Raw genomic sequence first — 23,145 nt, forward strand, 5'->3', positions numbered from 1 at the left:
GCAGCGCGCAGTGCCAAGCTTCATGGTCGGCAGCAATCGCCAGCGCACCATCCACGGATCAGCACAACAGCATCAGCCCTTGCGCCGTATTCTTACCTCTCGTCCCCGCATGATTGGATGTTGGCGACGTTTCTCTCCGGAATTGCGGAGTTCGAACGTGATCTGATCCGCGAGCGAGTAAAATCAGGTCTCGCGGCTGCTCGTGCTCGAGGACGTAAGCTAGGGCGCCAAGTGGGAGTACGTCCAAAATCCGAAAAGCTTTATCCAAAAGTCATGGAAGCAATTGAAGCAGGCCGCAGCTACAGGTGGATCGCCCGAGATCTTGGTATCAGCAAAAACACCGTCACTGAAATTGTGCGTAGGCATCGCGAAACGGCTTAGGGTGTCATTTCGCTCCCAGCCACAACCGCCCCTATTTTGTCCGTTTTCTCTCTCCCCCAAGTAGATGAGGACCTGAGGGGGAAAGTGCGCCTGACATTAACGAAACACGTCGTAAAGTCGCGTAGGACCCGTTTTTAGAGGCCGATGACGCTCGAAAAAAGCGTCTCCCCAGTATCAATGCCACCTTAGCATCACGCGGAGGATGCCTTTTTCGACTGATTGGACACTACGTTACCTTTGTATGGAACCGAACCCATCTCAAGGGCCACTCAGGCGGCGCAACATATCTACGACATAGGTGTATGCATACGGGAGTGTAATTTTCAGGTAATCCTGGATGGTCCATTGGACTCCCTGCCAAACCATGTCAGCAACAATTGGGGTAGCGCCAATAGTTGCAATTTCAAGCGATCATATAGCTCAATTAACTTCTTAGGATAGTCATGATCACTCCGTCTCGACACCCAGGCATCTATATCGCCCCTCTCAGTAGCGAACCGACAGCAGCTCACACATTCAAAGAACAGGCAGAGGAAGCGCTTGACCATATCAGCGCCCGTCCCTCTGGCCGTGAGCTGTTACAAGAAATATCCAAGCTTGCCAGTAAAAAAGATAGAAAAGTCACCCTTAAAGAGATTGAAATAAATAACCAATGTTATACCGATGCTGTTCTGAGCAGGAGGCAACTGGAAAAGTACGAACCCGAAGACTTTAACGAGAATCGGCGCATTGCATCACGGCTATCACGAAAGGGGACCTTTACCAAAGGTGAAGGAAGCAATGCGATTATTGGCTGGTCACCAGACAAAGCAAGCATACGCTTAAATCAGAATGGCTCACCGTTACGCCTTGGAATGGATAACGACGACAAAATCACGACCTTGGCTCATGAGCTAGTTCATGTTCGACACGTGTTGAGTGGGAGTTCCTTAGCGGATGACGGAGATCGCTATAATCCACGTACGGGATCTGGCAAGGAGGAGCTTAGGGCCGTTGGATTAGATAAGTACAGCTATTCACTTACAAAAGAACCGTCAGAGAACTCCATCCGAGCTGAACACGGTCTGCCTCTGCGCATGAAGTACAGGCCACATCAATAGGGCAACCTACTGTAAGTTATTTTTTTAGATATGAGTACAGGCGATTATATCTCATTTCGCACAGAAGGAATTAAGACAAACGCCGAATTAGGACGCCCATGATTATCGATTTTTTTTTGCCTCGATTTGACTGGGCGTTCTGCCATCCAGCGTCGGCACATTATCGAGTTTGCGTATAAGCCCATCCAATTTTGCCAGGTCACCTTCAACAATAGCCCGCTCATCGGCCATCAGGGGCACGGCCTCCAGATAATGTCCGATGGAGGCTTTACTTTCCAACGCCTGCGCTCGGGCGCTGGCTTTAGGAACATTAAAATCACAGCCGGCACACGCCATTCGATGGGGGCAACTGCTCCAGAACGGATTTGAACAGTACGAATCGCCCAGATCATAAAAGGTATAGGGATCAGATGAATGGCGCGCGATTACGTCGTGGTCGATAAGCACTGACACCATGTGCGACATTTGATCCGCTTTAACAAATGATGCCGCCAGCTTGGTGGGGCGGATGCGGATGTAATGGAGCGTAGAACTGGGCGAACTGTGCCCAGACCACTGCATCAGCTCCATTAGCGACATACCCTGTGGAACACTGGCCAATGCAGTCACGACCGAGGCGCGCCCCCGATGGCTGGTAATACGACCGCGACTGTCGTCTAGCGGGACACCGGCCTTGGCACATAGCATCGGGATAATCGTACGGTTGATGACGCCCGCTCCCATGCGCTTGCCCCGAAACTGAAACAGGTAACTGACCTTCTCCCCGGTTCGTTCATCCACAAGCGGCGCCCGGTTCACCGGTCTTTCTTGAAGCCAGGCGTCGATTCGCTCTTTAACCACCACCGCCACGGGTTTGACAAAAGCCTTGAACGTCTTGCTGGCCGGAATATCGAGGTAGCACAAGGTCCCTGGTGGAATTGTGGTTCCGTCTTCGTGTACCACCTCATGGGGCTGGGCATGCGCACACCCTATGGACAGTCGCATAATTTCGTTACTCCGTAGCCCGGTGTGTGTCCACACTACAGCCGCCGCCTGCACCATCGCCAAGGGGTAGTGAATTTCCGAGAGCAAATCCTTACGCTGCAGGTTTAGGCTCACCCAGACCAGCTTGAGCCAGCTGGAGTCGTCGACAACGCGTGGATTGATACCCGAGTTGAACGCCACGGTACGAGGTGTGGCCAGGTGATGACGGGGGCTGAACTTTAGACGTCCCCAGCCCCACAATTCAAAGTCGATGAAAAAACGGCGTAAGGCATGCAGAAACGCTCGTTTTGAGTTCGGTGCAATCGGTTGACCAAGCCCTTTCAACTTCGTACCGAGCGCTGACTCCAAAGCCCACTCACCAACGGTCATCCGGTCAATAGCCGCGATGACGGCCGCGCAGGTTGATGTGTTCCAATCGACGGGGGAGCTCACCCACGGCTGCTCGCGCGTCAACCAGATGCCGGTTCTCAACATGAAGCTGTAGTTACTTTCCCGTGTACGGGGACGTAAGGTTGAGGTGTCTCGCCAGCGACGACACCACCTGACGCAGACAGGGTCAATGCCCTCTATACTCTTTTCACGCCAGTCAACATAGCCACGCATGCGTAACGGCTTCTCCAAAATACCCAGCGCAGCTAGGCCATGGGAGACTTTGCCAACTAGCCTGGTCTTTCGAGATACCTACCATAAACGTCAGACAGGCTACAGATAATGAATATAGGTTAAGGTACTTTGATGGGGTTAATGCGCAGAAAGAAGGGCGTTATCTGTTTGAAACTTTTCCGGCAAATCGAGAAAGCTTGGCCTTGAGAACAGAGTGGAATCAGATGACCTATCTTGCCCAGTTCAAGGTCGCCCCAGGCACAACGATAATCGAGGGGCGAGCCTCAGCCCAAGGCGTGGGTCTTTTGGGCGGCCAAATTCAAAAATATATTCTTAATCTTTCGGATCTTTTACAGCCATGAAATCCTTGAATAAATGCATAGAAAAAATCATACATGCCATCAAGTGTATTGACGAAGCTATCAACCTAGACGATCCAAACGTGCTGGCATTCACCACAGTAAGCCAGCTCAAGCATTTCAAACAAAAACTTCAAGTCGTTCCAGACTTGATTGCGCAAAATGATATCCCAGAAAAACAGAACCGCGATCTGGGTATCTCAAGAGTCATCGTCGACCAATGGCCCTATGACTCGAAGCTCGGCGTGGTCATTGTTGAAGCTGAAAAGGCCTTCAAAGGGCTGTAGAGTCCGGCTTGCACACCCTGAATGACCGACAGCAATTATAACGCTGCCGGTCATTCCACGCTCAACCTCAATCCAGCCGCAACTCAGGCGGCTCTGGCGCATCCTTGGTCGCCGGGGTCACTTGGGTATTCACCGGTTGCAGGGTCGTCTGCCCAGCCGGTGCGCCGTGCTTGTCGACCGGCTCTGCGGGCACCAGTTTGTATTCCAGGCCCTGGGTGTTCTTGAGGTAGATCTCCATCTGGCGGAACGAGATGTTGATGTGCTGCTTCTTGAACTCGCGATTGATGAAGCGGTTGATCTCGTCGAGCACCGGGTTGCGGTCGCCCAGGTCGCGTACGTGCATGCGCAGTTCGTGGTCGAGGGTGCTTTCGCCGAAGTTCAGGAAGTAGACGATCGGTTCTGGCTCCTTGAGCACCCGAGGGTTTTCCCGGGCGGCTTGCAGCAGCAGGGAGCGCACCAGGTCCAGGTCCGAACCGTAATCCACGCCCAGCTTGAGGGTTACGCGGGTGACGGTGTCGGTCAGCGACCAGTTGATGAGCTGGCCGGTGATGAAGGTCTTGTTCGGGACGATGATGTCCTTGCGGTCGAAGTCGGTGATGGTCGTGGCGCGGATGCGGATCTTGCTGACCGTCCCCGACAGGGCACCGATGGTGATGGTGTCGCCGATCCGTACCGGACGTTCGAAGAGGATCATGATGCCGGAAATGAAGTTAGCGAAGATTTCCTGCATGCCGAAGCCCAGGCCCACCGACAGTGCCGCGACCAGCCACTGCAATTTGTCCCAGCTCACGCCCAGCGTCGACAGCGTGGTGACGAAGCCGACACCGGCGATGGTGTACGACAGCAGCGTGGTCGTCGCGTAGGCACTGCCCTGCGCGAGGTTCATGCGTGACAGCACCAGCACTTCCAGCAGGCCGGGCAGGTTGCCGGCGAGCACGAAGGTGATGACGATGATCACCCCCGCACCCAGGAAGTCGCTCAGGCTGATCGGCACCATGCTCATGTTGGCACCGGTGCCACTGGTGTATTCGTAGAGAATGATGTTGTCCAGGTAGGCGAACACCGTGATCAGCTCGGCCCACACCAGGTACAGTGCGCCGACGAATCCGGCCAGCAGGGCCAGACGGATCAGGCGCAGCGACTGCTGGTTGACCTGTTCGATGTCCAGCTTGGGTTCTTCGACCGGAATGTCGCTGTCGCCGTTTTCTCTGGCTGCCTGACGCTTGGCCAGCGCACGCTGATAGGCCAGGCGCCGGGCGGCCACGCTCAGGCCGCGGACGAACGTCGCCTCGACCATCAGCCAGATCATCATCAGGTACAGGGTGTCGATCAGACGGTCGCTGAGCTTGAGCGCGGTGTAGTAGTAGCCAAAGCAGACTGCGAGGAAGAGCGCGACGGGCAACGCCGTGAACAAAACGCCGACGGTTTTGCGGAACAGTGAGGCATTGTGATGCGTGGGGCTAGAGATCAGCAGGCGGCCAAGCAGCCAGGTCATCAGGGCGTAACAGGTCAGCACCACGCCGATTCCCAGCACGTCGTCGGCCAGTGCGGCAGGCTGGTGTTCGGCGACGGCCACTACCGCCACCAGGGCCAGGACCACCAGCCCCAGGCGCCGCACCCAGCCACGCAGGAACTCGACCTGCGCCGTTTCCCAACGGAAGTGCAACTGCGCAACGCCAGACGGCGCAAGCACGCGATAGGCGGTGTAGAACACCAGCCAGGCCAGGGCGATCTGCAGCAAGGCCTCGCCCAGATTGGCGTTTTGACCGCGGGCGTCGATCTGCAGCGCGTAACCGCACAGCGCCAGCCCCAGTGCGACGGGCATGGCCAGCAGCACGTTGATCAGCAGCGCCAGAGGCGTCTTCCATTGGCTGTCACGCTTGAAGTGACCGATGTCGGCGTGCAGGCGATTGAGCTTCTGGTACAGCGCCTTGCGCCGCCAGGTCAGTATGCCGATCAACAGCAGCAAGGGCAGGAACAGCAGCGGCCGCTGGGTCAGGCCGTCTGACAGTTCGCTGAGGCTGGACGTCCACGGCAGGGTAGCGACCTGCTTTTTCAGGCGCGGCCAGATATTCTGAAACCATTCCACGTCCAGCGGCTTGTTGCTGGGGATCCAGAACATCTGCTCGTCGAGTGTGGCGCGCAGCCCCTGAGCAGTGCTGGTCAGTTGCTTCTGGTTCAGTTGCAGGGTGATTGATTCGTTGAGCAACGCGCTCAGTTCGCGATTGAGGCGCTCCAGCAAGTCACTGCGGGTGATGGCCAGGTCCAGCAGCGTCCGGCGCAGTTGCGGGGTGACGTTTTCAGGCGGCTGGGTAGCGAGCAGCTTTTCGACGTAAGCGGTCGGCGTGCTCATCTGTTCGCGTTGCTGGTTGATGTCGAACTGATACAGGCGAATGTTGGCGATTTCATCGGCCAGCCCCTTGTCCAGCTCAAGGTGCGGCAATGCCTGTTTCTGTTTGTAGAGAATCTTGGACAGCAGCAGGCTGCCGCTCAGCACGTTGATCTGCTCGCTGAGGGCTTGATCGGTCTGGGTCAGGTTGTCGAGCTGCTGCTTGGTCTTGAGGTTCTGCTGGGTCAGTTCGTTGAGGCGATCGGTGCCGCGCAACAGGTAGTCCGAGAGCTTGAGGTTGGCAGCGCTTTCGGTCGCCAGCAGGCTGCTGCCGCCTGACTTCTGCGCTTCCAGGGACAGGTCGGCAACCGTTTTCTGCGACTGGGCGCGGCGCTTGTCGTTGATCAGGGTCTGCAGGTCCTGAATTTCCTGCTCCTGGCGCGCGACCTTCTCGGTCAGCAAGTCATGCTGGCTGTTGCCCAGGTCCTGCAACTGGCTGTTGCCGGCCAGTTCCTGGCGGCGCAGCAGGTTGAGGGCGTTGATCGAGGCCAGCTCTGCATTGAGCAGGTTGCGCTGGTCGGCGCTCAGGGTCTTGCCGTTGTCCTTGCCATTCTTGAGGATGGCGTTGATCTGCTGGATGCGCGTCTGGTTGGCGCTGATTTCAGTCTGGGCACGCTCCGGCCGTGTTTGCGCGGTAATGGCCAGGCTGTTGGCGTCGTTGAGTTCGCTCTGCAGATCACTCTGCTGGGTGCTGCGCTGACTGAGCAGTTGCTCCAGCTGCGGCACGTCGAGGCCGCCATAGCGCTGGGCCACAGGCACCACTTTGCTTTCTTTCAGGCGGGCCAGTTCACGCTGGTTTTCCGAAGTCTGTTTTGGCGCCTGGGCGAGCTGCTGTTTGAGCGCTTCGAGTTTCTGTTCGCTGTCCTGCTTGCTGTTCAGAAACGCCAGTGTCTGTTCGAGGACCTGTTGCAGTGCCTTTTGCTCGGCATCAGGCAGCTTGCGGTCGGCAATCTTGTCGAGGCTTTGCTGAACAGCGGCGCTGCTGGGCGGGTCGGCGGCGAGCGCCGGGAAAGAAGACAGGCAGAGCGCAAACAGTGCGGCAGCACAAAAGGAACGCAGGGAAAACATAGACACCGGTCGCATGATGATACGTGTGGGTTGGCAGTTTAAAGGAACAGTCCGGGGCCCGGGCGGGTTCCTTCGGGGAATTTGACGCCCACTTTCTGGATCTTGTTCCCGTCCATGACGGCAACCGTCCAAATAGTTCCATTCCATTCAACCTGGTCGCCGACCACCGGTTCGCCACGGTTCTTCTGCACGATGAACTGGCTGAGCGGCATTCCAGGGTCGATGCCGTCGAGTTTCAGGCCATACAGGGCCGCCACTTCACCCAGCCTTGCGTCGCCTTCGAGCACGAAGTCGCCGAAGAAACGCAGGTCCAGCCCACGCTGCGGCGCCTGGCTGAACAATTTGCCCAGCGCTGGAAGGTCGTGTTCGTGGCCGATCACGCACAGCAGATCACCGACTTCCAGGGTTGTACTGCCGGACGGGTGGAGCAGTTGCTGGCCGCGGAACAGTGCCGCGATACGCGTGCCTTCCGGCATCTTCAGCTCACGCAGCGCCGCGCCGATGCACCACTTTTCAGCGCCCAGGCGGTAGACGAACAACTCCCATTCGCTGGTGACGTGTACCTCCAGCGCGGCCCGGGAAATCGGCGCGGGATCAGGCGGAACCGTCACTTTCAGCAGTTTGGCCATCCACGGCAGGCTGGTGCCTTGCAGCAACAGCGAAACCAGCACGATGAAGAACGCCAGGTTGAAGTACAGCTGCGCATTGGGCAGCCCGGCCATCAGCGGGAACACCGCCAGAATGATCGGCACCGCACCGCGCAGGCCGACCCAGGCGATAAAGGCTTTTTCGCGGCCATGGAAGGCCTTGAACGGCAGCAGGCCGACCATCACCGACAGTGGGCGTGCCACCAGAATCATCCACAGCGCCAGACCCAGCGCCGGTATCGCAATCGGCAGCAGATCGTGCGGCGTAACCAGCAGGCCCAGCACCAGAAACATGCCGATCTGCGCCAGCCAGGCCATGCCGTCGAGCATGTGCAGGATGCCATGGCGGCTGCGAATCGGTCGGTTGCCGAGCACCAGACCGCACAGGTAGACCGCGAGAAAACCGCTGCCGTGGATGGCGTTGGTCAGGGCGAAGATCGCCAGGCCACCGGCAATCACCAGAATCGGGTAGAGGCCAGCGGCCAGATTGATGCGGTTGACCAGCTGCAGCAGGATCCAGCCGCCGCCCAGACCGATGAAGCTGCCGATCCCGAATTCCTGGATCAGGTGCCCCAGCAGTCCCCAGTGCAAGCCGGTCTGACCGCTGGCGAGCATGCCGATCAGGGTGACAGTCAGGAACACCGCCATGGGGTCGTTGCTCCCCGACTCGATCTCGAGGCTGGCGGTAACGCGCTCGTTCAAACCTTTGCCGCCCAGCAGGGAGAACACCGCCGCGGCGTCTGTGGAGCCGACGATCGCGCCGATCAACAGGCCCTGGATAACGCTGAGATTGAACAGCCAGGCGGCCACCATGCCGGTCAGTACCGTGGTGATCAGCACGCCCACCGTCGCCAGCGACAAGGCGGGCCACAGCGCGACCCGGAAACTGGCCACCCGAGTTCGCAGCCCGCCGTCGAGCAGGATCACCGCCAGCGCAAGGTTGCCGACCAGGTAGGCGGTCGCGTAGTTGTCGAAGATGATCCCGCCGCCATCGACGCCTGCAACCATGCCTACGGCCAGAATAATGACCAGAATCGGAATGCCCAGGCGCGACGAAAGAGAACTGACCAGGATGCTTGCGGCTACCAGCAACGCGCCGATCAGGAACAGGCTGTTGATGGTGGTGGCGTCCAAGGGCGGTACTCCGTAGAAAACTGAATTGCAACGAGAGGGGCGAAAACTGACCATGCAGTCCGCATGCCAAGCGATTTAACCTGTTGAATTGCTTGGCTGTCAAAGATCAATTCAGGGCGATTGACCCAGAGCGACGCTCCCGGGCTCACGATTGGTTGCAATCCAGCGGCTGACGCATAGCTATATACCGCAGACCAGACCTTCTTGCTCACTACTGTCGGGGCTCCTACCACCAAGAAGGTTTTCATCATGGATGATGAGTTTGCAGCACATTACGACTTCGACGATGCCGACAGGGCTGGCGGTGATGACTCTGACGCAGCGTTCCGGAAACGGGTAGACGAAGACTTTTCGGTCAGCGATTACTTCCGGCTCAACCCGATCAACCTGCAGTCACCTGCCGCCCTGGCTGCGCGGGATGTGGCACAGGAATGCCAGTCGCGGTGGGGCGTCGAGATTGATCCGGACGACACCCTGATCGCCACGCTGTATATCGAAGATCCGAGGCTCTACCCCGCACCTCACCGCGCCAATGTCGTTCACTCGATGACACTGACCCAGGCGCTGCTGCGTAACTGGCAGCAAAAGGGCAATGGCAACTGGTTTGATCATCTCGGGCATTTGCAACCCCACAGTGACGGCGGTTTCGACTGCCAGGTCGTGGACGAGAAGCTGCTCGCTTCCGACTGCGTCGCTTACGAGGCCATCTACCGAAAAACCAGCCCGCAGCGCTATGACGCAACGACACAACTTGGCATCAATGCCGAGGCATTCAAGCAATACATCTGGGATCACAATCTGCAATCAGGGTATATCGCTTATCTGAAGCAGTTCTGGCACGCGCATGGCGAAGACTACAACCTGATGCTAAAGGCCGGGTTGTTCAAGGCAGCCTGGCTGCAAGCCGACGAAAATACCCTCAAGGCCGAGCACAAGGCCATGGTACTTGAGGCGCTTGGCCTGCCCGGCGATCAGGGCTGGAAAACGCTGAGTTTCGACGATTTTGTCGCTGCCCCGATTGCCACCCGTGTGACGATTTCCGAGCTGCTGGTCCACGGTTACAGTGCCGTCGACATCATGGTCATACGCAGCGCCGATTCGCCGACCGTGCTGCTCTATATACCCGGTAATTCGTCACCCATTCATGCCTTCAAGAACGCAGACGAACTCAAGGACTGGGTCGCGCTGATGTGCAGGGACCCCGGCAAGCGCCGTTCTTTGGAGGCGCACTTCAGTGCTGCCGATGACCTGGATGGCTTTTTCTACAGTGGTGTGGCCACTGCCCTGAAAGGCTTTGCCGTCTACCCGAAGCTGCTGGACTCCGCGACGGGGGCATGGAACCCCCGAAAGCTGGTGCAGTTTGGCGAACCTCTGCAGCCTTGGCCGTTCTCGCACTTCAAGACTCGGGTCAGGGCAAAGTCCGAAATCGATGCGCTGCAAAAAATCCGCAGCCATGGCGACTACTGGAAAGAGGAAGCCAGCAGCGGTTTGAGCGAATGCGTGTCCGTTCTGGGTGGCGTTGCCATCGTCTTTCCCGAGCTGATGCCGGTGGTCGCAGGGCTGTCTCTCGCGCTGGTCGGGTTGGGTGTTGACGCCGCCGTGAATGGTCACACGCTGGAGGAGCGTCAGGCTGGGCTCGGGCGGATTGCCTTCGGCGTCTTGAACGCGCTGCCGATTCTCGGCGAGGAGGGTGAGGCGGTCGAGGCCGGAGTTGAAACAGGGCTGGTTGACGAGACGGGTGGCGGCTATGAGGTGCCAGGGTCATCGACTGAGATCGACCCTGTCATCGATATTGAGCCAGCCCCGGTTTTCAGGCCCGAACCCCCGGCACTGCGCTCGCTTGACAAGAAAATGCGCCGTCTGTTGCGCGCGCTTGAAGCGCCTCAGGAACTGCCGGGACTTGCGTCGGGCGAAGTGGCGGGTATCTATCCGCTCGAAGGCAAACGCTACATCGAACTGCATGATCGTGCGTTCCGGGTGGAGTGGGTGCCGCAGGAGAAACAGTACCGAATTCGCTCCGCCGCGGATCCTCGTGTGTGGGGGCCCTATGTGAAGACTGTCGACACCGGCTACTGGGACCTGGACCTCAAGCTGGGGCTGCGCGGCGGGGAAAGTTTCGACGGTACGCAGTTGCCGCCTGCCAGTGAAGCAGAAAGCGTCGTAGTACCGGTGGTGCCCGGCGAGCCGAAAATCGAAGTCCAGCGCTGGGCCCCCAAGTTGCAGGTCGAATTGCCTATGGACGGTATCAGCATCGAGGAGGTACTGAGTCAATCAAGAGGGACCGTCATAGAGAAGTATTTCGTTCAGGTGAGGGGGGAAAAGACGAATGTCTATTACGACCCCGATATTCGTTGCTGGCGAACTGACCCATCTGACAGGGACGGCTTGGTGTGGCTGGATCGCGACGGGGTGTGGAACCGCGGTTCCAAAGACACATTCCAGAAACTTGAGGCAAATCTGCCACAGAGCCAGCGTTTCGAGTTCTATACTTTTCCTCGTGTACCGAGCCTGCCGGCAGACGCCAAACCCATAAGCCGCATCGTTCACCACATCTGGATGGGGGAACGAACGCCGGGTGCAGACCTCCTGGAAAAGATGCTGAGCAACATGCGCACCAGTCCGGATTTGCGCTTTCAACTGCACATAGATATCGATGACCCGGCAGCTGACCAGCAGTTGTTCGATTACTTTTTTGAACAGCCGCAAATGCATATTTCCCGCCTCAAGGAAGAAGCGTTCTATCCAGACTTCCTGAGCGGCGAAAACGGCGAGGCATTCAATTACTTCAGGCACTCGGATAACCGTAATTACGCCGCTGCCTCGGATATTTTGCGCTATCGGCTGATTGACGAGTATGGCGGTATCTATGTCGATTGCGACGACACGATCAACGTCCCTTTCGCAAAATTTCCATTGAAAGCCGGTCCGAATGACGTACTGCTGGGAAGGGAGCTGCAGGCGGAGCATCTGGGTTATAAAGGGCCGGGAAACAGTCACTTCGGCAGTCACCCGAACAATCCTGTTTTAAAACAGATGCTCAAGGAGATAAAGGTACGCTTCGACAGCGAGAAGCAGATCAACGAAGCGTTCTTCAGCACCCGCAGGCCCTACATCGACCGTACCGACGACGCCACGAAAGCCGCATCAAAAGCCAGGATGACGCCTTATATGACACGTATTTCGGACCTGACCGGCCCCAAGCTGATGTCAGATGTTTTGCGAAGGCTGCGACCTGACTGCTTCGATTTGCTGGCGCGCTCCTATCTTCCGCCTGATCAAGTCCTGTCCGTCATATACGAGGCCTATCTGAAGGATACCGTGGACTTCTATTTCCCCTTCAAGGCCACGGCGAAGATTACTCCAGGCTCTGCGAACGAGTGGTAGCGTTCAGTGGACAGTCCAGTGGCTGAGCCCGAACCATCGACAGGCGCGTGACGGCATAGATAGTTAGTGCCATGAACACTGCGATGGGTGATTACGTGCATGACTTCTCTCACACAGGAAGACGTTATGTCACCCCCACCCTCGCAAGCCTCCAAAACCGATCAGCAACTGCTGCGCGAACGTGCGCAGCAGTTTGTTCTCGACTATCCCGATCTGCACGATCTGGCCTATATCGCAGCCAGCAAGATCATTCTTCAACACACCCACAGGATGTTCAATCCTGAAAAGGTGTACTGGCATCGTTTCGGTTCCGCCAGCAGCAGCCCGCGTACCTTCACCGGCTGGCAGCATTCCGGAAAGCCTGTGCAGTCGATGACGTTGATCGAGCTGCTCATGAAGCACTTCAGCGCCCACGACCAGGAAGCCAGCGATGAGCTCTCCCTGTACGGTGGTTTTTATACCGATGGCCCGGACCACGGGTTTTTCGACGAGCGCAATGAGGTGCCCATGCTGCCTCAGGATGTGCTCAACGACATGTGGACGCTTGATTTCAGTTCGTTGTACACCCGCCGAATGGAGCGCTTCTGGAACACCCACAGTGACAACTTTTGCATTCTGGCCAAGGCGCAATATCTGGTTGCCGCCGGCCATTGCCTGCGCAAGGGCCAACTGTCACCCGACGATTTCAAACAGGTCACCCGCATCGTGATTGTCGATCCATTGCAAACGCCTACGCTGAAAGCGTTGCAGGAGCCGCTGCCGTTGCCGCCCGGTGTGTCGGTACATACGCTGGATATCGACGGCATCAAGGCCCACGACCTGCTGCGTATCGTCATTGCCGGTGGGCGGGAGGTGATTTACTGGCCTGATGCCGAACAGCCTTTTATGGCGTTCGACAGCGAGCGCGCCTTGTACCACTGGCTCAAGGAACAGTTCATGGGCGAGCAGGCAGCCAAGGCGATGACAGGCCATTTCCTGCGTGGTGAGGCGTCCCGGACACAAGATGGCGCCAGGTTTGCGCGCGCGGTGAGCGATTTGCTCGCGCACGATTGGCGTGCTGACGTTCGACTCATCAACCAGTCGCAAGCGCCTATTGCAGGGGATCCCTTTGTTTACCTGCGTGACGTTGCCCGGCAGGCAATGAGCGCCGATGCACGCGAGATCCTGACGTCCAATACCGACCTGCTCAAGCAGATATGGATCGGCTATCTGAGCGCATTCCTGCGGGCGTTTGGCGGGCTTGCGCCGCTGAGCTGGCCGGTTGCTTTGACGCTTGTCGGGGCAAGTCTTGCCAATACCGGGTTGAATATTGATCAGGCGGTCAATGGCAAAACCCCTGCGCAACGCAAGGCTGGTGTGCTGGGCGCGATTCTCAACACGCTTTATCTACTCTTCAATCTTCCTCTGCTGATGTCCATACGTGTCGCTCCCCAGCCTTTACAGGTAACGACAACGGACGTCGCATCGATCTCCAGTGAGGCCCTGGAGGGCGGCAGCGTGCTTGCCGACCCGCTGGATAACATGGAAGGCAACCTGCTGCTCGACACCCTCACGCCCTCAGCCGAAGAGGGCAGGTTGCGCGGCGTCTACACGCTGGGTAACGGCGAAACCTGGATCAAGCTGGCGCACTTGCCTTATCGCGTAATGTTCAATGAGCAACAGCAGTGCTGGATGGTCGTCAATCCTGATAACCCGTTTGCGTTCATCGGCAGCAAGCCGGTTCGTCTGAACGCCGAAGGGAAATGGACGCTGATGGCGTCGCCCGGCTTGCAGGGCGGCTCTCCCATGGATGTGCAGATTCCTTCTGGCAGCGCATCTGCCCCGGTTGGCAAACCTTATGCGACAGTAGGTTCCTCGTTCTGGGACCGGTATTTGCAAACTGACATTTTCAATGAGCAGCACTTTGCAGAAACAGCTCTGGCCCGGCAGAAACAGGTCATGTCAATCTGGGACGCGACCCCGGAGGATGTCCTGGAGTCCGATTCTTCGCCCGATGGCAACGAGGTATACAGGGACCCCTGGCAGGGCAAACATCGGGTTTTCAAGCTTGGCGATGACGACTATTACGCCGCCAACATCACGCTGTATACCCAGGATGATGCGCAATTCAACAGGTTCCTGCGTACCGGTGAGAGCCTGGGCCGAAACCAGGTCAGAGCCATCGAACGCCTGGCCGATGACATCCATGTGGTGGGGTACAACAATGATGTCGAGTTGTACCGTGGCGGCAGTGGTGATCGGGGCACCTCGGGTGCCGTGTTCCGCAGCGGGCAGATCAAGGTCGGCGACGTGCTGGTCAATACCGATGTCACCTCGTTCAGCGAAAACCCCTACGTGGTCAGCGCCTTCGCCAGCAGTCGGGCCGGTGCGCCCGCTAGCGCCATGCTTGGGCCGGTCACGTTCGATGACACCTCGGTGGTCTTCGTTTTGCCCAAAGGGCGTTATCTGCGGGCCACGCCCGTTGCGCCATTCTCGGCCTCGCCCGATGAGGCCGAATCGATCTTCTTGCCCGGATGCTACTTTCAGATCGACAGCATCGAAGAAGTGAGCGGTGAGTTTTATCGCATCATGAAAGTCCAGATGCAGGAGGTCGATCGTCCAATCCAGGGGCGGGCGCTTTACGATATGCGCACGGGCGAGCCATTCAGTCGAGAGCAATACGCGCTTAAGCTGGGGACAGATGCCAAGGTACTGGTCGACCGGTTTTTTCCGCAGAATCCAATGACAGACCTGTTCAGCCCGCACTGATCAACAGCCAGCCTGGTTTTGATCAGAACCAGTCATCGCGCATTGCCAGACAGGTGTCATCGCGGTTTTCCAGAATCGTCAGTTCATGATGGCAGCCCGGTACTTCCCACGTCAGGAAATACCGGGCAGCTTGCAGTTTGCCGTGGTAGAAGTCGCTGTCGGCCGAATTACCCTTACCCAGGCCTTCCTCGGCGCGGATTGCCTGTTCCAGCCAGCGCCAGCCGATTACCGTGTGACCGAATGCCTTGAGGTACAGCGCCGAGTTGGCCAGTGTGCTGGTGATCCTGCCTTGCGCCAGATCGCCCAGCAGCCCCAGAGTGACAGCCTGTAAGCGAGCAATCACTTGCTCCAGAGGCTGGCGCAGTTCAACGAGTGACTCGTGAGCCTGCGCGCGCTCGCAGGTGTTGGCGATCAGGCGCAGCAGTTGCTTGAGGCCGGTGCCACCGTTCTGCGCCAGCTTGCGCCCGAGCAGGTCCAGTGACTGAATGCCGTGAGTGCCTTCATGAATCGGATTGAGCCGGTTGTCACGGTAGTACTGCTCAACGGGGTACTCGCGGGTGTAACCATGACCGCCGAGCACCTGAATCGCCAGTTCATTGGCCTTCAGGCAAAACTCCGAAGGCCAGGATTTGACGACGGGGGTCAGCAGGTCCAGCAGCTCATGGGCGTGCTTGCGGACGTCTTCGGTTTCTCCGGTCTGGGTGTCGTCGAACAGCCGTGAGGCATACAGACACAGGTCAAACGCGCCCTCTACGTAAGCCTTCTGGGTCAGCAGCATGCGCCGCACGTCAGCGTGCTGGATGATCGGCACGGGCGTGCTCTCGGGGCTTTTGCTGTCGGGCAGGCGACCCTGAGGTCGATCCCGGGCGTAATCCAGCGAAAACAGATAACCGGAGTAGCCCAACATGACAGCGCCCAGGCCAACGCCGATACGCGCTTCGTTCATCATCTGGAACATGTAGCTCAAACCGTGATGAGGCTTGCCGACCAGATAGCCGACGCACTCGCCGTTATCGCCGAAATTCAGCGCTGTAGAGGTCGTACCTTTCCAGCCCATCTTGTGAAACAGACCTGCCAGCAGCACATCATTGCGTTTGCCGAGGCTGCCGTCGTCGTGGACCAGAAACTTGGGTACGATGAACAGTGAGATGCCTTTGACGCCCCCTGGCGCATCTGGCAGTTTCGCCAGCACCAGGTGCACGATATTTTCCGACAGCGAATGATCGCCCCCGGAAATGAATATCTTGTTGCCGCGCAGCCGATACGTACCGTTATCTGCCGGTTCGGCGCGTGTGCGGATGTCTGACAATGATGAACCCGCATGGGGCTCGGTCAGCGCCATGGTGCCGAAAAAGCGCCCCTCGATCATCGGTTGCAGAAAGCGTTGCTTCTGCTCGTCACTGCCAAAACTTTCGATCAGGTTTGCGGCGCCCATGGTCAGAAACGGATAGGACGTCGTCCCGACGTTGGCGGCCTGGAAGTGGGCAAAGCAGGCCTGCGACAGCAAGGTAGGCAACTGCATGCCACCCACGTCGAAATCACGCGATGCGTTGAGAAAGCCCGCCGCAATAAACGCATCCACCGCAGGCTTGACCTCCGGGATCAGAATCGCCTCGCCCTTTTCATAGCGCGGCTCGTTTTCGTCAGCCTTGCGGTTGTGCGGTGCAAAGTACTTTTCTGCAATGACTCGCGCCGTCCCCAGCGCCGCATCAAAGGTTTCCCGCGAGTGCTCGGCAAAGCGCTCGCGACGCGTCAGACCTTCGGCGTCCAGCACTTCATACAGCTCGAAAGCCAGATTTCGGGAACTGAGCAGCGACTCGGACATGATGGCGTACCTGTTCTTGGAATGGCTCAAGTCTAGGTCGGGTTGAGGGGCGAGGGTAGCAAGATTGATTCGGGTGATGGTCGAGCGTGGGTGAGGGTGCATCGAGAGCGGACGCAGAGCGTCCAGAACTGCGTGCCAACGCAGAGCATTGGCACGGTAGTCATTGCAGAGCAGGGGAACGGTCGGTGTCTTTCAGACACCTCTCGTTCCGCACGCTCCGCGTGGGAATGCCGTTCTTGACGCTCTGCGTCATCTGTTACCGAGCGGCATCAGCCGATCGTCATCAGGCTCGCATTGCCACCCGCCGCCGCAGTGTTGACGCTCAATGCCCGCTCGATCACCAGACGTTCCAGCGGTACGTTGGTTTCGCCGTGAGACAGGCCGTTTACGCCGACGATGGCACCGCTGCGTTGTGCGATCTGCTGGCAGATGGCACGTAGCTGATCGGAGTCGCCATGGTGCAGGACGGCGTCGAAGGTGACTTCGTCCTTGGCCCAGTCAGGTATCAGTTTGATGCGCGCCTGAACGTCCTTTGGCAGGCGAGCACGCAGCGGTTTGCTGATGTCGGTTTCCGGCCACACGGCAGAGCTGCCGACCGCCAGTACGGCTGCCAGTTGAATCAGCAGGTCGTTCTCTTCGTCAGCCAGGCAAAGTACGTGTTCACGCGGCAGGATCGCGTAGCTGTTGCGTTCGCCGGTCGGGCCTGCCAACTGGCGGGTGATGCCGCTTTGCGATTGCTCGGCGTATTGACTGCACAGGGCGTCCAGGTCGCTTTGCTGGTTGCTGGCAGCCCAGGCCTTCAATGCCTGCAACGGCTTGCCGAGGGCTTCACGCAGGCGGGTATCCGGCGCAGACAGCGCGTCGCTGCGGACGAACGATTTCTCGATAGCATCCTGCGGGCGCGTCGACAGCAGGCGATACAGGTACAACGGGCCACCCGCTTTGGGGCCGGTGCCGGACAGGCCTTCGCCGCCGAATGGCTGAACACCCACCACGGCGCCGACGATGTTGCGGTTGACGTAGACGTTGCCGGCATTGACGTTATCGATGACCTTGGCGATGGTCTCGTCGATGCGGGTGTGCACGCCCAGGGTCAGGCCATAACCGGAAGCGTTGATCTGATCGATCAGCAGGCCGAGTTCCTTGCGCTTGTAGCGCACCACGTGCAGTACCGGACCGAAGATTTCGCGTTGCAGCTCATCGAAGCTTTCCAGTTCGATCAAGGTCGGCATCACATAAGTGCCACGCTTGAGTTCGGCGCTGTCGGCGATGGCCACCTGATAGACCGTGCGGCCCTTGTCGCGCATGGCCTGGATGTGTTTTTCGATACCGGCCTTGGCCTCTGCGTCGATTACCGGGCCGATGTCTACCGACAGGCGCTCCGGATTGCCGAGGCGGTTCTCGGCCATCGCGCCCTTGAGCATTTCGATGACGCGGTCGGCAGAATCTTCCTGCAGGCACAGCACGCGCAGTGCCGAGCAGCGCTGACCGGCGCTGTCGAACGCCGAAGACACTACGTCGATCACCACCTGTTCGGTCAGCGCCGAAGAGTCGACGATCATCGCGTTCTGGCCACCGGTTTCGGCGATCAGCGGAATGGGGCGACCCTGTGAGTCGAGGCGACCTGCCACGTTGCGCTGCAGCAGGCGGGCGACCTCGGTGGAGCCGGTGAACATGACGCCTTTGACACGCTCGTCGCCGACCAGCCCGGCACCTACGGTTTCGCCGCGACCCGGCAGCAATTGCACCACGCCTTCCGGAATGCCCGCTTCAAGCAGCAGGCGCACGGCCTGTGCGGCGATCAGCGGCGTCTGCTCGGCAGGTTTGGCCAGCACCGGGTTACCGGCAGCCAATGCAGCAGCTACCTGACCACTGAAAATCGCCAGCGGGAAGTTCCACGGGCTGATGCAGACCACCGGCCCCAGCGGACGATGGCCGTCGTTAGTGAAGTCATTGCGCGCCTGCACGGCGTAGTAACGCAGGAAATCCACGGCTTCGCGCACTTCGGCGATGGCGTTGGCGAAGGTCTTGCCCGCTTCACGAACCAGCAGGCCCATCAACGGCTGGATTTCAGCCTCCATCAAGTCAGCGGCACGCTCCAGAATCGCAGCGCGCTCGACAGGCGGAGTGGCCTGCCAGATCGGGCCAGCGCTCAAGGCGCACTGGATGGCGTTATCGACATCCTGAAGGGACGCTTCCTGCACATGACCGACCACGTCACGCAGGTCCGATGGGTTCAGCGCGGCACTCAGCGTGCCAGCGCTGGCCGGGCAGCCCAGCATCGGGGCGGCTTTCCAGTCGTTGTGCGCGGTAGCCAGCAGGGCCGAAGACAGCGAAGCCAGACGATGCTCGTTGGCCATGTCGATGCCGCTGGAGTTGGCGCGTTCGGTTCCGTACAGATCACGCGGCAGCGGAATGCGTGGGTGCGGCAGGCCGAAACCGCCTTCCTGGGTCGCCATGCGTTCGATCTGGCTGACCGGATCGGCGACCAGTTCCTGAATCGAGATCGAGTGGTCGGCAATCCGGTTGACGAACGAGGTGTTGGCGCCGTTTTCGAGCAGGCGCCGCACCAGATAGGCCAGCAGCGTTTCATGAGTGCCAACCGGGGCGTACACGCGGCAAGGACGATTCAGTTTGCCGTCGGCGACTTTGCCTACAACCTGCTCATACAACGGCTCGCCCATGCCGTGCAGGCACTGGAATTCATACTGGCCAGGGTAATAATTCTGCCCGGCGATCTGGTAGATCGCCGCCAGGGTGTGGGCGTTGTGTGTGGCAAATTGTGGATAGATGACTTCCGGTGCCGCGAGCAACTTGCGGGCGCAGGCGATGTAGGACACGTCGGTGTACACCTTGCGCGTGTACACCGGATAGCCTTCCAGGCCTTCGACCTGGGCGCGCTTGATCTCGCTGTCCCAGTACGCGCCCTTGACCAGACGGATCATCAGGCGATGGCGGCTGCGGCGCGCCAGGTCGATCACGTAATCGATCACATAAGGGCAGCGCTTCTGATACGCCTGAATCACGAAGCCGATGCCGTTCCAGCCGGTGAGCTGTGGTTCGAAACACAGGCGCTCGAGCAGATCCAGCGACAGCTCCAGGCGATCGGCTTCTTCGGCGTCGATGTTCAGGCCGATGTCGTACTGCTTGGCGAGCAGGGTCAGCGACAGCAGGCGCGGGTACAGCTCATCCATCACCCGCTCGTACTGGGCGCGGCTGTAGCGTGGATGCAGTGCCGACAGCTTGATGGAAATCCCCGGGCCTTCGTAGATGCCGCGACCGTGGGAGGCTTTGCCGATGGAGTGGATAGCCTGCTCGTAGGACGCGAGGTATTTCTGCGCGTCATGTTCGGTCAGCGCCGCTTCACCCAGCATGTCGTAGGAATAGCGGAAGCCTTTGGCTTCGAAGCGGCTGGCGTTGGCCAGGGCTTCACCGATGGTTTCGCCGGTGACGAACTGCTCGCCCATCAGGCGCATGGCCATGTCGACGCCCTTGCGGATCATCGGTTCGCCGCTTTTGCCGATGATGCGGCTCAGCGAGGATGTAAGGCCCGCTTCATTGTGAGTGGCGACCAGCCTGCCGGTGAGCAGCAGGCCCCAGGTGGCGGCGTTGACGAACAGCGACGGGCTGTTGCCCAGGTGCGGCTGCCAGTTGCCGTTGCTGATCTTGTCGCGAATCAAGGCATCGCGGGTGCCCTTGTCCGGAATACGCAGCAGCGCTTCGGCCAGGCACATCAGCGCGACGCCCTCCTGGGAAGACAGTGAAAACTCCTGCAACAGGCCCTGAACGATGCCCGCGCGACCACCGGCACTTTTCTGGTTACGCAGTTTCTCCGCAATCGACGCGGCCATCTTGTTGGTGGCTTCGGCAACCGGCGCGCTCAGGCGTGCCTGCTCGAGCAGCATAGGCACCACTTCCGGCTCGGGGCGGCGGTAGGCGGAGGTGATGGCTGCACGTAACACGGACTGCGGTTGAATGCTCTCGGCAAAATCCAGAAAGCATTGCAGCCCCGCCTCTTCTGCCAGCTCGCCGCGGTCTTCGTTGTCCTTGCCGGCAGCACCGTCGAGCTCCAGCAGGGTTGCACCACTCTCGAGCTTTTCCAGGTAATTGAAAATCGCCTGCTTGATCAACCAGTGCGGCGTACGGTCGATGGAGTGAGCTGCGGCTTTCAAACGCTCGCGGGTCGGGTCGTCAAGTTTGACGCCCAGAGTGGTGGTGGCCATGTGTTGTCCTCTTTATAGCCACGTGGAAGTGGCATCGGCTTTGGCGCAGATTAGCCTCGGGACAGGGTGGGGTGCAACTGGGTGCAACCCGATTTGCAGGATATTTTGTGACGTTCCGGGTGAGCGGCTGATAAAAATGGCGCTACGCTCGGTGCTGGTGCGTGATTTTTTGTAGATTGCGCTGAAAGCGCCCTAAAATGGCGCGTAAATGCATGTGTCACGAGTTTTTTGTAACAGGTGCAACTTGCAGGATGAAATGGGTTGCACCTTGTTTGGATTGTTTAATAGGATTCGTTCCCGCGGTGCAACCGCCAGTCATTGATTGCCGATCCTTGCGGAGCGATCAGTCAACGCGGTGTCGGGTGCAAAAGCAGGGATGTGCCGAATATCGGTCGCTATTCCCTTTGGCATCGGGTGCCAACATAAAAACAATGCCAAGGCAGAACTCATGAGTGTCAGCAACCCTACCTTGATCACGTTCGTGATCTATATAGCGGCAATGGTATTGATCGGCCTGATGGCCTATCGCTCTACCAACAACCTTTCGGATTACATTCTCGGCGGACGCAGCCTCGGCAGCGTGGTCACCGCTCTTTCAGCAGGAGCCTCGGACATGAGCGGCTGGCTGTTGATGGGGTTGCCCGGTGCCATCTATATGTCCGGCCTGTCGGAAAGCTGGATCGCCATCGGCCTGATCATCGGCGCCTACCTGAACTGGCTGTTCGTGGCCGGCCGTCTGCGTGTGCAGACAGAGCACAACGGTGACGCACTGACGCTGCCGGATTACTTCAGCAGCCGTTTCGAAGACAACAGTGGCCTGCTGCGCATCATTTCGGCCATCGTGATTCTGGTGTTCTTCACCATTTATTGCGCCTCTGGCATCGTTGCGGGCGCGCGTCTGTTTGAAAGCACCTTCGGCATGTCCTACGAAACCGCCCTGTGGGCCGGCGCTGCGGCGACCATCGCCTACACCTTCGTCGGTGGTTTTCTGGCGGTGAGCTGGACAGACACCGTGCAGGCCACGCTGATGATCTTCGCCCTTATCCTGACGCCGGTCATCGTTCTGCTGGCAACGGGCGGCGTCGACACCACCTTTCTGGCGATCGAAGCGAAAGACCCGACCAGCTTCGACATGTTCAAGAACACCACATTCATCGGCATCATTTCCCTGCTCGGCTGGGGCCTGGGTTATTTCGGTCAGCCACATATCCTGGCGCGCTTCATGGCGGCCGATTCGGTCAAGTCGATTGCCAGCGCCCGACGCATCTCCATGGCCTGGATGATCCTGTGCCTGGGCGGCACCGTGGCGGTGGGTTTCTTCGGCATCGCTTATTTTTCCGCGCACCCTGAGGTCGCCGGGCCGGTTACCGAGAACCCGGAGCGGGTGTTCATCGAGCTGGCCAAGCTGCTGTTCAATCCGTGGATTGCCGGCGTGCTGTTGTCGGCCATTCTGGCTGCGGTGATGAGTACGCTGAGCTGCCAGTTGCTGGTGTGCTCCAGCGCGTTGACCGAGGACTTCTACAAGGCTTATCTGCGCAAGGGCGCTTCGCAGGTCGAGCTGGTCTGGGTAGGTCGGGCAATGGTGCTGCTGATCGCGATCATTGCCATTCTGCTGGCGGCCAATCCTGAAAACCGCGTGCTGGGCCTGGTGAGTTACGCCTGGGCCGGTTTCGGCGCAGCCTTCGGCCCTGTGGTACTGATTTCGGTACTGTGGAAGGGCATGACTCGCAACGGCGCTCTGGCCGGGGTCATTATGGGTGCGGCCACCGTGGTGCTCTGGAAGCAATTCAGTACCATGGGGCTGTATGAAATCATCCCCGGGTTCATCCTGGCCAGCATCGCCATCGTGGTATTCAGCCTGATCGGCAAGCCTGCTTCTGCGTCCATGCAGACCCGTTTCCTGGCCGCCGAACAGGATTTCAAAGCCAACCGCTGACAGGTCTGACTGAAACACAAACGGCCCGTTCTTCTTCGTGAAGCGCGGGCCGTTGTGTATTCAGGCTGAGAGCTGCG

Annotated in this window: 10 protein-coding genes and 1 pseudogene; 6 read left to right on the forward strand and 5 right to left on the reverse strand. The window is 58.7% G+C overall.

All coding sequences use genetic code 11. The features are described 5' to 3' along the window. Positions 1–117: 117 nt before the first annotated feature. Positions 118–381 (forward strand): recombinase family protein, encoded by a 264-nt coding sequence (locus AC54XV_RS02520; RefSeq protein WP_080397960.1) that lies wholly within the window; start codon positions 118–120, stop codon positions 379–381. A gap of 443 nt (positions 382–824) precedes the next feature. Further along, positions 825–1,481 (forward strand): XopG/HopH/AvrPtoH family type III secretion system effector, encoded by a 657-nt coding sequence (gene xopG / locus AC54XV_RS02525; RefSeq protein ID WP_440058625.1) that lies wholly within the window; start codon positions 825–827, stop codon positions 1,479–1,481. Between the two features lie 102 nt (positions 1,482–1,583). On the opposite strand, the pseudogene AC54XV_RS02530 reads toward xopG, so the two are convergent. Beyond that, positions 1,584–3,131, reverse strand: a pseudogene (locus AC54XV_RS02530) (tyrosine-type recombinase/integrase); the annotation flags it as partial. 316 nt (positions 3,132–3,447) lie between these two features. On the opposite strand from AC54XV_RS02530, the gene AC54XV_RS02535 reads away from it, so the two are divergent. Next, on the forward strand, positions 3,448–3,714 hold the full coding sequence (locus tag AC54XV_RS02535; RefSeq protein ID WP_058822325.1) for a hypothetical protein: 267 nt from the start codon (positions 3,448–3,450) through the stop codon (positions 3,712–3,714). A 67-nt stretch (positions 3,715–3,781) separates the two neighbouring features. Here the strand turns inward: AC54XV_RS02535 and mscK are convergent, their stop codons facing one another. Together mscK and AC54XV_RS02545 are read right to left on the reverse strand one after the other, a co-directional pair. Continuing rightward, complete coding sequence (mscK, locus tag AC54XV_RS02540) at positions 3,782–7,171, reverse strand: mechanosensitive channel MscK (RefSeq protein ID WP_058822322.1); 3,390 nt, start codon at positions 7,169–7,171, stop codon at positions 3,782–3,784. Between the two features lie 38 nt (positions 7,172–7,209). Further along, positions 7,210–8,952, reverse strand: a complete 1,743-nt coding sequence (locus tag AC54XV_RS02545; RefSeq protein WP_003432036.1) for a potassium/proton antiporter — start codon at positions 8,950–8,952, stop codon at positions 7,210–7,212. Positions 8,953–9,201: 249 nt separating this feature from the next. Here AC54XV_RS02545 and AC54XV_RS02550 point away from each other — a divergent pair, with 249 nt between their 5' ends. Together AC54XV_RS02550 and AC54XV_RS02555 are read left to right on the forward strand one after the other, a co-directional pair. After that, positions 9,202–12,336 (forward strand): dermonecrotic toxin domain-containing protein, encoded by a 3,135-nt coding sequence (locus AC54XV_RS02550; RefSeq protein ID WP_496717804.1) that lies wholly within the window; start codon positions 9,202–9,204, stop codon positions 12,334–12,336. Positions 12,337–12,435: 99 nt separating this feature from the next. Then, complete coding sequence (locus AC54XV_RS02555) at positions 12,436–15,084, forward strand: dermonecrotic toxin domain-containing protein (RefSeq protein WP_080396022.1); 2,649 nt, start codon at positions 12,436–12,438, stop codon at positions 15,082–15,084. Between the two features lie 22 nt (positions 15,085–15,106). Here AC54XV_RS02555 and AC54XV_RS02560 read toward each other — a convergent pair whose 3' ends face one another. Together AC54XV_RS02560 and putA are read right to left on the reverse strand one after the other, a co-directional pair. Beyond that, positions 15,107–16,909: an acyl-CoA dehydrogenase gene (locus AC54XV_RS02560; RefSeq protein WP_058398803.1), complete on the reverse strand. Its 1,803-nt coding sequence runs from the start codon at positions 16,907–16,909 to the stop codon at positions 15,107–15,109. Between the two features lie 269 nt (positions 16,910–17,178). Further along, positions 17,179–21,132: a trifunctional transcriptional regulator/proline dehydrogenase/L-glutamate gamma-semialdehyde dehydrogenase gene (gene putA, locus AC54XV_RS02565; RefSeq protein ID WP_058398804.1), complete on the reverse strand. Its 3,954-nt coding sequence runs from the start codon at positions 21,130–21,132 to the stop codon at positions 17,179–17,181. A 448-nt stretch (positions 21,133–21,580) separates the two neighbouring features. Between putA and putP the strand changes: the two genes are divergently transcribed. After that, entirely contained in the window at positions 21,581–23,068 is a 1,488-nt protein-coding gene (putP, locus tag AC54XV_RS02570; RefSeq protein ID WP_024641089.1) for a sodium/proline symporter PutP, read from the forward strand. Positions 23,069–23,145: the final 77 nt, after the last annotated feature.

This window comes from Pseudomonas fragariae (ex Marin et al. 2024) (assembly GCF_059621105.1).

Bases quoted from the DNA above. Each gene is read 5' to 3' on its own strand.
- AC54XV_RS02560 (WP_058398803.1), bottom strand. From the start codon at position 16,909: ATGTCCGAGTCGCTGCTCAGTTCCCGAAATCTGGCTTTCGAGCTGTAT.
- AC54XV_RS02520 (WP_080397960.1), top strand. From the start codon at position 118: ATGTTGGCGACGTTTCTCTCCGGAATTGCGGAGTTCGAACGTGATCTG.
- mscK (WP_058822322.1), bottom strand. From the start codon at position 7,171: ATGTTTTCCCTGCGTTCCTTTTGTGCTGCCGCACTGTTTGCGCTCTGC.
- putA (WP_058398804.1), bottom strand. From the start codon at position 21,132: ATGGCCACCACCACTCTGGGCGTCAAACTTGACGACCCGACCCGCGAG.
- xopG (WP_440058625.1), top strand. From the start codon at position 825: ATGATCACTCCGTCTCGACACCCAGGCATCTATATCGCCCCTCTCAGT.
- AC54XV_RS02550 (WP_496717804.1), top strand. From the start codon at position 9,202: ATGGATGATGAGTTTGCAGCACATTACGACTTCGACGATGCCGACAGG.
- AC54XV_RS02555 (WP_080396022.1), top strand. From the start codon at position 12,436: ATGACTTCTCTCACACAGGAAGACGTTATGTCACCCCCACCCTCGCAA.
- putP (WP_024641089.1), top strand. From the start codon at position 21,581: ATGAGTGTCAGCAACCCTACCTTGATCACGTTCGTGATCTATATAGCG.